The organism is Streptomyces sp. NBC_00490, from assembly GCF_036013645.1.
GTDB lineage: Bacteria > Actinomycetota > Actinomycetes > Streptomycetales > Streptomycetaceae > Streptomyces > Streptomyces canus_F.
In genome coordinates this window covers 8447143-8459013 of the sequence record NZ_CP107869.1, presented here as the reverse complement: position 1 = coordinate 8459013, position 11871 = coordinate 8447143, and the positions used below count along the sequence as shown (strand labels likewise).

General features: G+C 73.8%; 10 protein-coding genes and 1 pseudogene. 2 read left to right on the top strand and 9 right to left on the bottom strand.

Translation table 11 applies throughout. From position 1 onward, the window contains the following. Positions 1-35: 35 nt before the first annotated feature. Entirely contained in the window at positions 36-695 is a 660-nt protein-coding gene (ribA, locus tag OG381_RS38510) for a GTP cyclohydrolase II (protein WP_327720592.1), read from the bottom strand. A 41-nt stretch (positions 696-736) separates the two neighbouring features. On the opposite strand from ribA, the gene OG381_RS38505 reads away from it, so the two are divergent. Further along, complete coding sequence (locus OG381_RS38505) at positions 737-1507, top strand: creatininase family protein (RefSeq protein WP_327720591.1); 771 nt, start codon at positions 737-739, stop codon at positions 1505-1507. Positions 1508-1545: 38 nt separating this feature from the next. On the opposite strand, the pseudogene OG381_RS38500 reads toward OG381_RS38505, so the two are convergent. From OG381_RS38500 to OG381_RS38480, 5 genes and pseudogenes are all read right to left on the bottom strand, one after another. Further along, positions 1546-2628: pseudogene (locus OG381_RS38500) on the bottom strand (lysylphosphatidylglycerol synthase transmembrane domain-containing protein); the annotation flags it as partial. Positions 2629-2759: 131 nt separating this feature from the next. Then, positions 2760-3812, bottom strand: coding sequence for a class I SAM-dependent methyltransferase (locus OG381_RS38495; RefSeq protein WP_327720590.1), 1053 nt, complete (start codon positions 3810-3812; stop codon positions 2760-2762). Beyond that, the gene (locus OG381_RS38490; protein ID WP_327720589.1) at positions 3809-4999 is read right to left on the bottom strand and encodes a glycosyltransferase family 4 protein; all 1191 of its coding nucleotides are present in this window, start codon (positions 4997-4999) and stop codon (positions 3809-3811) included. The genes OG381_RS38495 and OG381_RS38490 overlap by 4 nt, the downstream gene beginning before the upstream one ends. After that, positions 4996-5394, bottom strand: coding sequence for a 6-pyruvoyl trahydropterin synthase family protein (locus tag OG381_RS38485; RefSeq protein ID WP_266820580.1), 399 nt, complete (start codon positions 5392-5394; stop codon positions 4996-4998). The genes OG381_RS38490 and OG381_RS38485 overlap by 4 nt, the downstream gene beginning before the upstream one ends. A 116-nt stretch (positions 5395-5510) precedes the next feature. Beyond that, complete coding sequence (locus tag OG381_RS38480; RefSeq protein ID WP_327720588.1) at positions 5511-6494, bottom strand: dehydrogenase; 984 nt, start codon at positions 6492-6494, stop codon at positions 5511-5513. A gap of 107 nt (positions 6495-6601) precedes the next feature. On the opposite strand from OG381_RS38480, the gene OG381_RS38475 reads away from it, so the two are divergent. Beyond that, a complete protein-coding gene (locus OG381_RS38475; RefSeq protein ID WP_327720587.1) occupies positions 6602-7360 on the top strand; it encodes a CDP-alcohol phosphatidyltransferase family protein in 759 nt (252 codons plus the stop codon). Between the two features lies 1 nt (position 7361). On the opposite strand, the gene OG381_RS38470 is transcribed toward OG381_RS38475, so the two are convergent. Genes OG381_RS38470 through OG381_RS38460 form a run of 3 tightly spaced genes read right to left on the bottom strand, consistent with a single transcriptional unit; the run spans position 7362 to position 11869 of the window. Next, positions 7362-8591: an MDR family MFS transporter gene (locus OG381_RS38470; RefSeq protein ID WP_327720586.1), complete on the bottom strand. Its 1230-nt coding sequence runs from the start codon at positions 8589-8591 to the stop codon at positions 7362-7364. Next, positions 8588-10375: an ABC transporter permease subunit gene (locus OG381_RS38465; protein ID WP_327720585.1), complete on the bottom strand. Its 1788-nt coding sequence runs from the start codon at positions 10373-10375 to the stop codon at positions 8588-8590. The genes OG381_RS38470 and OG381_RS38465 overlap by 4 nt, the downstream gene beginning before the upstream one ends. 3 nt (positions 10376-10378) lie before the next feature. Further along, the gene (locus tag OG381_RS38460) at positions 10379-11869 is read right to left on the bottom strand and encodes an ABC transporter substrate-binding protein (RefSeq protein ID WP_327720584.1); all 1491 of its coding nucleotides are present in this window, start codon (positions 11867-11869) and stop codon (positions 10379-10381) included. Between the last annotated feature and the right edge of the window lie 2 nt (positions 11870-11871).

Sequence of the window (11871 nt, the reverse complement as noted above, 5' to 3'; positions counted from 1 at the left end):
GTCCCCTCTTCCTGTCCGGACTCCGCCGCCCGTAATCAGGACAGGTGGGCCACCGCGTCCAGATGCGGCAGGTGGTGGTCCAGCCGTTCCCGCTTGGTGCGCAGGTAGGTGATGTTGCTCTCGCACGGCGCTATCAGCAGCGGGACGGTCTCGGCGACCTCGATGCCGTGGCGCACCAGCGCCGCGCGCTTGTCCGGGTTGTTGGACATCAGCCGCACCGAGCGCACGCCGAGGTCGTGCAGCATCCCGGCGGCGACGCCGTAGTCGCGGGCGTCCACCGGCAGGCCGAGGGCGAGGTTCGCCTCGACGGTGTCCAGGCCCTCCGCCTGCAGGGCCATGGCGCGCAGCTTGGCGAGCAGTCCGATGCCGCGGCCCTCGTGGCCCCGCAGATAGACGACGATGCCGCTGCCCTCGGCGACGACGGCCCGCAGCGCCGAGTCGAGTTGTTCGCCGCACTCGCAGTGCCGGGAGCCGAAGGCGTCACCGGTCAGGCATTCCGAGTGCAGCCGGGTCAGGACCTCGTCCGCGCCGATCTCGCCGTAGACCAGGGCCACTTGCTCGTCACCGCGATCGTGGTCGAGGTAACCGACCGCCCTGAATTCACCGTACACGGTGGGCAGCGGAGCATTCACGACGCGTTCCACGCCCGTGCGCTGTGGGGTCTTCTTGCCGAGTACGCCAACTTTTTCTGTCATGATTCTCGAGTTCCTAAGCAGAGACGAAAGGCCGTGAAAGAATGAGTGGTTCGCAAACGCGGTCGGCGGAGCACGGTACGTTGCCGGCGGACACCACGGAAGACGTACGGGCGCGGGGCGAGGGTGTCTCACGACAGGTCGCCGTCCTTCCCGTCGGGAGCTTCGAACAGCACGGCCCGTACCTTCCGCTGGCGACCGACACGCTCGTCGCCTGCGCCGTCGCCCGGGAGATCGCCGCGGCGTACCCGGTACACCTTCTCCCTCCCGTGACGATCTCCTGCTCGCACGAGCACGCGGCGTGGGCGGGAACCGTCAGCATCTCCTCGGTGACCCTTCACTCGGTGATACGGGACATAGCGTCTTCGCTCCGCCGGTCCGGCGTCGAGACCCTGGTCGTGGTCAACGGGCACGGCGGAAACTACGTACTGGGCAACGTCGTTCAGGAATCCTCCGCCCGCGGCGAGCGAATGGCGCTGTTCCCGGCCCCGGAGGACTGGGAGGCGGCCCGGGAGCAGGCGGGGGTGGTCACCTCGCTGCTCACCGACATGCATGCGGGGGAAATCGAGACCTCCATCCTTCTGCACGCTCATCCCGAATTCGTCCGACCCGGTTATGAGACATCCGATTTCGTCGCCGACGACCGACGTCATCTGCTCACCCTCGGTATGTCCGCCTATACCGATTCCGGTGTCATCGGCCGTCCTTCGCTGGGTTCGGCGGAAAAGGGCAAAGCGCTGCTTGCGAGCCTGGCGGATTCCTTCGGCACATATTTCTCACTGCTCACCTCCGACGGCGATTCGGCCCGCGGATAGCGGGCCAGCAGGACGATGACGCCGGGCAGGCTGGCCGCGAGCGAGAGCACCCCGTAGACGACGGCGACGGCCAGCCCGCTGCCGGCGCCCAGCCCGGCGGCGCCGAACGCCCAGGCGGTGACGCCCTCGCGGGGGCCCCAGCCGCCGACGTTGAGCGGCAGGCCCATGGCGAGCAGGGCGAGCACGGCGATGGGCAGCAGGACGGCGACGGAGGCGGCGGAACCGGCGACGCGGGCGGCGAGCACGAACATCCCGAGGTGTCCGGCGAGGACGACGGCGGAGGACAGGGCCACACCGGGCCCGTTCTGCCGCGACAGCAGCCCCTCGCGGGCCTCGCGCAGGGCCTTGCCGGCCCGTGAGGGCGCCCGGTTCATCCGCAGGGCCAGCACGACGGCCAGCGCGCCCAGCGTGGCGAACACCAGCAGCGGCGCGAGGTGGCGGGCCTGGGCGAGCACCGGTGACGGCATGGTCAGCAGCACCGCGGCGCCGACGACCGCCAACGCGAGCTGCCCGGCGATCCGTTCGAGGACGACGGCCCGCACACAGCGCCCGAGCTCCTGGGTGCTGCGTCCGTGCCGTACCGCCCGGTGCACATCGCCGAGAACGCCGCCGGGCAGGGCGGCGTTGAGGAACAGGGCCCGGTAGTACGAGGCCACGGCCGCACCGAGGGGCAGCCGGATCTTCAGGCTCCGGGCGACCAGCTGCCAGCGCCAGGCGCTGAAGACGGTGGTGACCACGCCGATCCCGAGCGCGGCGAGCAGGGTCGCCCCGTCGATCCGGCGCAGCCCGTCGAGGAAGACGCCGGTGCCGAGCCGCCACAGCAGAACGGCGAGGATGATCACGCCGACAGCACTGCCCACGTGGGTGCGCACGGCGGGGGACTTGAGGCGGGCGAGAACGTTTCGCCACCAGGAGGCGCCGGGGGCGGCCTGCGTGGTGGCGGGCCGCGGGGCGGCGACGATCACGCCGATGCGGTCACCGGAGACGGCGACGGGCGGTGGCGGGACGGCCTTGGCGGGCGGAAGGGCGACGGTGGCGGTACCGGCCTCGGGACGTGCCCCGCCGGCAGCCGGGTCGGCGTACCGTTCCTCCACCGCCGTACGGGCCGGGAAGCCGGCCATGCCCCGCACCGGCGCGGTCGCGTCCACCGGCGTCACCGCGACACGGCCGCGCCCCCGGGTCACCCCGGCCCAGCGCCTGCGTCGGCCAGGCCCCCGCAGGCCCGCGTGGGCCGCCCGTACCGTCTCCACGCTCATGCCGCCCCGTCCGTCGGGCGGGACAGCGCCAGCAGGTCGGTGTGGTGGACGACCACGCTCAACTCGCCCGCCTCGCAGGCCTCCAGGCGGGCGCGGAGGTAACGGTCCGCGCGCTCGCGCAGCTCCGGGCGCTGTTCCACCGCGGCGCCGACCCAGCCGCGCAGCCACTGGGCCGTGAGCGCGGACTCGGCGGGGCCCAGCCGCCAGGGGCTCGGGTTCAGCCGTACCGTCGCGCCGAGTTCGGAGAAGGCCTCGCAGGCCACCGTGACCGCGTCCGGGCCGAGCAGGCCCGCGCGCCGCTGGTGGGCGTTGAACGCCTCGGCGATCTCGGTGTCCATCGGGTCGGACGGGGAGAAGTCGACGCGGCCGGCCACGGAGAGCGTGAGCAGGGCGGGGCAGCCGGCGCCGGTGCAGGCGGCGGCCAGGGTCTCGATCTCCTCGCGGGTGAGGACGTCCAGGAGTGCGGAGGCCGTCACCAGGGAGGCGCCCGCGAGGGCGTCCGGGGTCAGCCGGCCGACGTCACCGCGCCGGGTCTCGACGGTGACCCGGCTGCCGTCCGCGGCGACCCGCGCGGAGGCGACGGCCGCGAAGTGCAGCAGGTAGGGGTCGCGGTCGTGCAGCACCCAGTGCTGGGGGCCGTCGAGGCGGGGTGCGAGCCAGCGGCCCATCGACCCGGTACCGCACCCGAGGTCGTGCACGGTCACCCCGGCCTTGCCGGGCAGGTTGGCGAGCCGGATCCGCAGCGGGTCGAGCAGGTCGATCGAGCGCGCGCCGGCGTCGGCGGGCTCGCGCAGCTCCAGCCACTCGGGCGCGTACCGGGGCTGCTCCTCGGGCCCGTCCTCGCGCAGCCGTACGGTGGGCCGCTCGCCGGGGCGGGCCGCGGGGCCGGCGCCGGGGATCACGGACTGCGCGTCGGTGCCGGGGCCCGCGGACGCCGATGACACCGAGGACGTCGGGTTCCCCGTCTCGGACTCCACTCCTGCCACGTCCCTCGGTCCCGCCTGCGCCGGAATCCTTCCCGCGCGCTGTGTCGTAGCCGTCTTCCTCATGCCGTCCTCCTGGGTTCGCTCGGCAGTCGGCCCAGTACTCCGGCCAGGCTGCGGGCCGTGGTCGCCCAGCCGTCCAGGGCGGCCCGCCGGCCCCGGGCAGCCGCCTTCAGCCGGCGTCGTACGTCCGCCTCGCCGAACCAGCCGCGCAGTTCCGCGGCGAGGGCGGCGGGGTCCTCCGGCGGGACGAGGATGCCGGGCACGCCGCCGTCGGGGGCGCGGCCGACCGCCTCGGGCAGCCCGCCGACGTCGGTGGCCAGCACCGGGATGCCGCGGGCGAGGGCCTCGGTGACCGCCATGCCGTAGGTCTCGGCGTAGGAGGTGAGGACCATCAGGTCGGCGGCGGCGTAGCTGGCGTCGAGTTCGGCCCCGGCCTGCGGTCCGGCCAAGTGCAGCCGGTGTTCCAGGCCGTACTTCGCGATCAGGGCCCGCAGGTCGGCCACGTACTCCGGGTCCTGGGCGAGGCCGCCGACGCACACGCAGCTCCACGGCAGGTCCCGGACCGTGGCCAGCGCCTCCACCAGCCGGTGCTGTCCCTTGCGGGGTGTCACCGCGGCGACGCACAGCAGCCGGGACAGGCCGTCGGTGCCGGAGGCGAGGGGGGCGATGTCGGCGCCGGGGGCGGCGACATGGACCCGGTCGGGGGCCAGGCCGTGGTGGGAGACGAGGCGGCGGACCGCCCAGTCGCTGGTGGCGACGACGGCGGGGACCGCGCGGAGCACCGCGCGCTCCTTCGCGTCCAGCTCGGCGGCCAGGACGGGATCGAGGCCGGTCTCGTCGCCGAGGGGGAGGTGGACGAGGACCGCGAGCCGCAGCCGCTCCGCCTCCGGTACGACGATCTCCGGGACTCCGCAGGCGACCAGGCCGTCCATCAGGACCACGGTGTCGTCCGGCAGCCCCCGCAGCACACCGGCCAGTTCCGCTCGGGCCGAGGCGCCCGGCCGGGGCCACTCGCCCGCCACCGCGTGCTTGTGGACCTGCCAGCCGAAGCCCGGCAGGTCCAGACTCACGCGCCGGTCATAGGCGTTGCCGCCGCTCGGCACGGCCGGGTCGTCGACACCGCCGGGCATGACGAAGTGCACGGAGCGCAGAGCCATGGGGACGATGTCCGCGTTCTTGAGAGCCGAATGCTGCACGGGCACATAGCCCAGCGCCGCCTGCGGGGCCTTCTCCAGGGTCACGTCGGTCACAGCGCACGCTCGTAACTCGCCCACGCGACATGGGACTCGTGCAGGGTGACGGCGATCGCGGCGATGCCCCGGGCGCCCTCGCCCAGCCCGCCCTTCTCGATCCGCTCGGCGAGCCGGTCGGCGATGACCTTGGCCAGGAACTCCGTCGACGTGTTGATCCCGGCGAAGTCGGGCTCGTTGTCGAGGTTTCTGTAGTTCAGCTCGGCGACGACGGCTCCGAGTTCCTGCGTGGCCAGTCCGATGTCGACGACGATGTTGTCGTCGTCCAACTGCTCCCGCCGGAAGGTGGCGTCCACGAGGAACGTCGCTCCGTGCAGGCGCTGTGCGGGTCCGAAGACCTCGCCGCGGAAGCTGTGGGCGATCATGATGTGATCGCGGACGGTGACACTGAACAACGGACGACCCTCCAGGTGCGGCACGTCTGATCCCCCCGGCTGATCGCCGGCGGGGATGCCGAGTAGTACGGCCCTTCGCTACCCCGCGTTCAGCCGACTCTCACTCTTTTCTCAGGTCAGGCGCTCTTGCCGTACCTCACGCGGTGACAAAGAGCGGGAATTTCCCCGGAAGTGAGCCTGGGCATCACCTGCGGCAGCTCCTCGAACGCGCTTTCCCCCGTGATGAGCGCGTCGAGCGCCGGGTCGGCGAGCAGTTCCAGGGCGAGGGCCAGCCGGTCGGCGTACGTGCGGCTGGAGCGGCGGGCCGGGGAGACCGTGCCGACCTGGCTGCTGCGGATGACGAGCCGCCGGGAGTGGAAGGCCTCACCGAGCGGAAGGCTGACCTTCCGGTCGCCGTACCAACTGAGTTCGAGGACCGTGCCCTCGGGCGTCAGCAGCTCCAGGGAGCGGGCCAGTCCCTGCTCGGTGGCGCTGGCGTGGACGACGAGGTCGCACCCCCCGAGCGCGTCCCGCGGCAGCGCGAAGTCGACGCCCAGGGCCTTCGCGACGGTCGCCCGTGCCGGGTCGGCGTCGACCAGCTGGATCCGTACGCCGGGGAAGCGGGCCAGCAGTGCGGCGACCGAGCAGCCGATCATGCCGCCGCCGACCACGGCGATGCGGTCACCGACGAGCGGCGCCGCGTCCCAGGCGGCGTTGACGGCGGTCTCCACCGTGCCGGCGAGGATCGCCCGTTCGGCGGGCACGTTCTCGGGCACCGGGGTCACGGCGGTCACCGGGACGACGTAGCGCGTCTGGTGCGGGTAGAGGCAGAAGACCGTACGGCCCACGAGGTCCGCCGGGCCCTCCTCGACCTCTCCGACGCTGAGGTAGCCGTACTTCACGGGTGCCGGGAAGTCGCCCTCCTGGAACGGCGCCCGCATGGCGGCGTGCTGGCTCTCGGGGACCCCGCCGCGGAAGACGAGCGTCTCCGTGCCGCGGCTGACGCCGGAGTACAGGGCGCGGACCAGCACCTCCCCCTCGGAGGGAGCCGGGAGGGTGACCTCACGTATCTCACCCGCACCGGGGCTGTTGAGCCAGAAAGCACTCGCGGTGCGCTTCATCGGCATCCTCCTGAACGCTTGGGAAGTGGTTCACGTACCGAGGTGTGCACAGGTCGCGCACAGTACGCGGCGTTGATCGACTCTGTCACACGGCCGGAGGATGTTCGGTGGCCCTGAACAACACTTACGACGCAAGGCTGGTCCAGCAGGAGACCGCTGTGGGAGCGGGTCTGCAGATCCTGTTGCTGGCTCTGCTCGGGACGGCGATCGGCATGGGACCGGCGGGCTGGCTGACCGGCCTCGTCTTCGCCGCCGCCACCTGGGCGGTGCTCTCCCGGGCCCTGCACCGCCACCGTCCGCGCTCCTTCGGCCCCGCCAACCGGGTCACGCTCGGCCGGGCCACCCTGGTCGGCGGGGTCACCGCCCTGGTCGCCGACTCCTTCCAGAGCTCACCGCCGGTCACCCTCTTCGTCGGTCTGACGGCCGTGGCCCTGATCCTCGACGGCGTCGACGGCAAGGTCGCCCGCCGCACCGGCACCTCCACCCCGCTCGGCGCCCGCTTCGACATGGAGGTCGACGCGTTCCTGATCCTGGTGCTCAGCGTCTACGTGTCCATGACGCACGGCCCCTGGGTCCTGCTGATCGGCGGCATGCGCTACGCCTTCGTCGCCGCCGCCCGTGTCTGGCCGTGGCTGAACGCCCCGCTCCCGCCGAGCACGGCCCGCAAGACGGTGGCCGCGCTCCAGGGTGTGTTCCTGCTCCTGGCCGCCTCGGGCCTGCTGCCGTACGCCCTGGAGTTCGGGGTCGTCGCGACGGCGCTGGGCGCGCTGGTGTGGTCGTTCGGCCGGGACATCCTGTGGCTGCTGCGCACCTCCCGGATCGAGGAGGTCCTGCTGGAGGACGTGCGCGAGCTGGTCGCGGGATGACCTACGGACGGCGCGGCAGCAGCGTGATCGCCGCGGCCGGTACGGCGGCCAGCACCAGCCAGGGCACGGCCGCCGGCAGCCCGCTGTCGAGGAGTGTGCCGGTCAGTGAGCTGCCGGCCAGCACGATCAGACCGGAGACCGAGGACAGCGCGCCGGTGTAGAGGCCGAGCCGCCCCTCCTCGGCGAGGTCGGGGACCCAGGCGCGGGCGACGGGGGCGACGAGCATCTGGCCGAGGGTGAGCAGCACGACGAACCCGGCCGCGGGCAGCAGCCCCGCCGTCCCGGTCCAGCCGGCCGGCCGGGCGAGCGCCACGACCGTGAACCCGGCGGCGATGAGCAGCAGTCCGGCCGCCATCGAGCGGCGCAGGTCGAGCCGGTCCCCCACCCGGCGGGTGACGGGCAGCTGGGCGGTCACCACCAGCAGCGAGGACAGGGCGAACAGCCCGGCCAGCGCGGACTGGGAACCGGTGGCCCGCTCCACCTCGGCGGGCAGCGCGAGATAGAGCTGGTTGTAGGCGAGCAGATAGGCGCCGTACGCACAGCACAGCGCGAGGAAGCGCCGGTTGCGCAGCAGCACCCGTATCCCGCCCTTGACGTGGACCCGTCGGCGTCCCGGAATGTGCTGCGGCAGCAGCCACGCGTGCCCGGCGAGGACGAGCACGAAGATCCCGGCACCGGCGAGACACACGCTGCGGAAGTCCACCGACAGCAGCAGCGCGCCGAGCAGCGGCCCGACGAACGCCCCCGCCTGTCCGGCCACGGTGAACAGTGCGAGCACCCGGGTACGGGATCCGCCGCCCCGCTCCTCGTGGACGACGGCCTGCCGGGCCACCTCGGACTCGACCGCGGGCGAGAACAGCGCGGCGGCGAACCCGATCAGCAGCACGGCCCCGATGACCGCCCCGGTCGCCTCGGCGTACCCGAGCCAGGCGAACCCGGCGATCCGCAGCGCGCATCCCGCGAGCACGACCGGCCGGATCCCGTACCGGTCGGCGAGCGCCCCGCCCACCACGAACAGCCCCTGCTGGCTGAAGGTCCGCAGCCCCAGCACGAACCCGACCGTCCAGCCCGCCATGCCCACCGCCGTGCCGAGGTGCTCGGACAGGAACGGCAGCACCGCGAAGAAGCCGACGTTGAAGGCGAGTTGGGTGAGGATCAGCAGCCGCAGGAGGGGCGTGAGGCGGGTACGGTCCGGGGTCCCGCGCAGGGCGGTCGACAGCGGGCTGCTCATCGGGCTTCCACCCATTCCCTTGTACGAGGCTGCTGTTCGGGTTCGCTCACGGGTGGGCGCGGGGTGCGGCGCGGCCCGCGCACTCCTCCCGCCGCGGTGACCGCCAGCGCGCCGAGCAGGGCGAGGACGGCGGCCGGGGCGAGGACGGCCCAGGGGGCGCGCTCGGCGTAGGGCTGGTTCTCGGCGAGCAGCAGGCCCCACTCCGGGGAGGGCGGTTGGGCGCCCAGGCCGAGGAAGGCGAGGGAGGCCAGGGCGAGGGCGATGCCGGGGAGCCGTAGCAGGGCGTGACGGGTGACGGGCGGCAGGACGGCGGGCAGGAGTTCGTGGCGCAGCAGGTGCCAGGGGCCGGCGCCCAGGCCGAGGGTGGCGGTGATGTGGAGGGCGGCGCGTTCCTGGCGGAGCAGTGCGGAGGTGTGGGCGGCGAGGGGTGCCCAGGCGACGGCGGTGACGGCGAGCGCGGGGGTGGTGGGACCGCTGCCGGTGACGGCGGTGACGAGGAGGGCGACGAGCACCGGCGGCAACGCGGTGACCGTGTCGACGAGCGGGCCGGACAGACGGGGCAGCAGTCCGAGCAGGACGCCGATGAGCAGTGCGGCCGTGCCGATCGCGAGGGCGAGCAGCAGGGTTTCCAGGGCGCCGTGGCCGACGCGGGCGAGGACGTCGCGGCCGAGCGCGTCGGTGCCGAAGGGGTGCGCGCGGGACGGCGCTTGGAGGGGCTGCCGCGTGTCGAGGGCGAGCGGGTCGCGGGGCAGGCCGAGCGCGATGACGACCGCCAGCAGTCCACCGTAGGCGATCGGCTGTATACCGCGTACCGGCGGCTTCGGTCTGTGCAGCGAGGGCAGGGCGCCGTCGCGCAGGGCGGTGCCGATGAGCAGGCGGGTGGCGAGGGTGGCGAGGCCGGCGCAGGCCGCGGCGAGGAGGACGAGGGCGAGGGTGCCGGCCTGGAGGACGGGGAGGTCCTGGGCGAGGGCGGCCTGGAGGGTGGTGCGGCCGAGGCCGGGTATGTCGAAGATCTGCTCGACGGCGACCGAGCCGCCGGTGAGGCCGACCGCGAACAGGCCGGTGTTCGGCAGGAGTCCGGGCAGACAGCGGCGCAGTGCCTGGCGGGCGATGGCGCGGCCGGGCAGTCCGCGCGCGGCGGCGGCCGGCGCCCACGGTTCGGCGAAGGCGCCGGGCAGCAGGTCGTCGAGGAGGCGGCCGAGCACGGCCCCGGCGGGCAGGCCGAGGGCGAGGGCGGGCAGGATCGTCCACTTCGGCCCGTACCAGCCGAGGGCGGGCAGCCAGCCGAGCTGGACGCCGACGACGGTGGCGAGCACGGACGCGGTGAGGAACTCGGGCAGCGCGGCGAGGACCGCGGACCCGCTGCCGCCGGCCCCGCGTCCGGCGAGCCGGTGGTGCGCGCCGAGCCACAGGGTGCGGGCACAGATCAGGGCGGCGGTGACGGTGGCGCACCCGAGGGCCACCGCCATCAGCAGCAGGGACGCCCCGAGGGCCTGGAGCACGGCGGGTGTGACCTCGGTGCCGGAGATCCACGACTGTCCGGCGTCCCCGCGCCACAGTCCGCCCAGCCACTGCCCGAGAAGACGGAACGGGCCGTCGTCCAGGCCCAGTCGGGCCCGGATGTCGGCCAGCACCTGCGGGTCGGGGTCGCGTTCGGCCGAGCGGGCCTTGAGCACGGTCAGCGCCGGGTCCGTGCGCGTGAGCCAGGGCAGCAGGCCGATGGCGCACACGAGGGCGGCGGCGATCCCGGCCCGCCACAGGAGCGTGGCCGCTTGCTGCCGCACGCGTCAGCGCCGGGTGCCGAGGCCGACGAGGGTGCGCTCGTACGGGTCGAGGAGAGCGCCGCCGACCTTGGGGCCGACGCCGGTGATGACGCGCTGGTGGACCAGCGGGACGACGGCGTCGGTGCCGAGGATCTTCGCCTCGGCCGCCATGGCGGCGTCCTGGCGCCCGGCGGTGTCGGTGACGCGCTCGGCCTTCCGCACCGCCTTGTCGACGTCCTTGTCGCACAGCAGCGCCAGGTTGTAGCTGCCGTCGCAGGTGAAGTCGCTGGCGAGGAGCGAGACGGGGTCGCCGGTGTCGAGGAGGCTGTTGCGGGCACCGACGAAGGCGTCGAACCTGCCCGCCAGCACATCGCTCTCCAGCCGCGAGTACTCGCGCACCTCCAGCTCCACCTCGAAGCCGGCCTTCTCCAGCTGCTGCTTCAACACCTGGGCGACCTCGGGGAGTTCGGGCCGGTTGTCGTACGTCGCGAGGGTGATCGCGGCCCCGTCCGGGTCGGTGGCCCCCGCCCGCCCGGCCGGCTCGGTCCGCTTGCTCTCGGCCCAGGTCACGGCAGGCCCGTAGAGGCCGGTGCCGGCGTCGGCGTACCCCTCGTAGACACCCTCGGCGAGTGCGGAGGTGTCGACCGCCTGCCGCGCGGCGGCCCGGAGGCCGACGTCCTGGAACACGTCCGACTCGGTGTTGAGGAGCAGGCTCGTGGTGCGGGTCGTGGCGGTGGCCTTGCGGAGGCCCTTGTCGAGCGTGGCGGCCTGGGCGACGGGGATCGCCTCCGCGAGGTCGACCTGGTCGGTGCGGAGCGCGCTCGCTCGGGCGGTGCCGTCGGCGACGAACTTCACGTCGATGCCCGGGGCCTGCGCGCGGCCGCCCCAGTAGTCGTCGTTGCGGTCGAGGGTGGCGGCGGTGGCGCCCATGACCTTGGTGAGCTCGAAGGGGCCGGTGGCGTGGCCGACCGGGTCGACGCGGTTCGTCCTGCCGTAGGCCTTCGCGGACAGGACGGCGAGGCTGGGGCTGGACAGGCGCAGCGGCAGGGCGGGGTCGGGGTTCTTCGTGGTGACCCGGACGCCGGTGGTGCCCTCGGTCTTCGCGGTGAGGGTCACGCCGGAGAGGGCGGCGGGGGCCGGCCGGGCCTCGGTGGCGTGGGTGAGGGCGGTGGCGACCGCGGCCGGGGTGACGTCGGTGCCGTCCTGGAAGGTGGCCTCGCGCAGGGTGAACAGCCAGGTGCGGTCGTTCTCGCGGGTCCAGGAAGCCGCCAGCGCGGGGGCGGCGGCGCCGTTGGCGTCCAGGGCGGTCAGGCCCTCGGTGACGCCGAGGCGGCTGAGGAGGGTGGCGTCGGCGCCGTACGGCGAGAGGTGCTCGGCGGGCGGGAAGGCGAGGGCGACCCGCAGCCGGGAGCCGTCGCCGACGTCGTCGGACGAACCGCCCGAGCCTTCCGAGGCGAAGCAGCCGGTGAGGGCCGGGGCGAGGAGGAGGGCGAGGAGGAAGCGCGGTCGGGTCATAC

Coding starts and splice junctions, on each gene's coding strand:
- ribA (WP_327720592.1), bottom strand. CDS start 695: ATGACAGAAAAAGTTGGCGTACTCGGCAAGAAGACCCCACAGCGCACG.
- OG381_RS38505 (WP_327720591.1), top strand. CDS start 737: ATGAGTGGTTCGCAAACGCGGTCGGCGGAGCACGGTACGTTGCCGGCG.
- OG381_RS38495 (WP_327720590.1), bottom strand. CDS start 3,812: ATGAGGAAGACGGCTACGACACAGCGCGCGGGAAGGATTCCGGCGCAG.
- OG381_RS38480 (WP_327720588.1), bottom strand. CDS start 6,494: ATGAAGCGCACCGCGAGTGCTTTCTGGCTCAACAGCCCCGGTGCGGGT.
- OG381_RS38470 (WP_327720586.1), bottom strand. CDS start 8,591: ATGAGCAGCCCGCTGTCGACCGCCCTGCGCGGGACCCCGGACCGTACC.
- OG381_RS38460 (WP_327720584.1), bottom strand. CDS start 11,869: ATGACCCGACCGCGCTTCCTCCTCGCCCTCCTCCTCGCCCCGGCCCTC.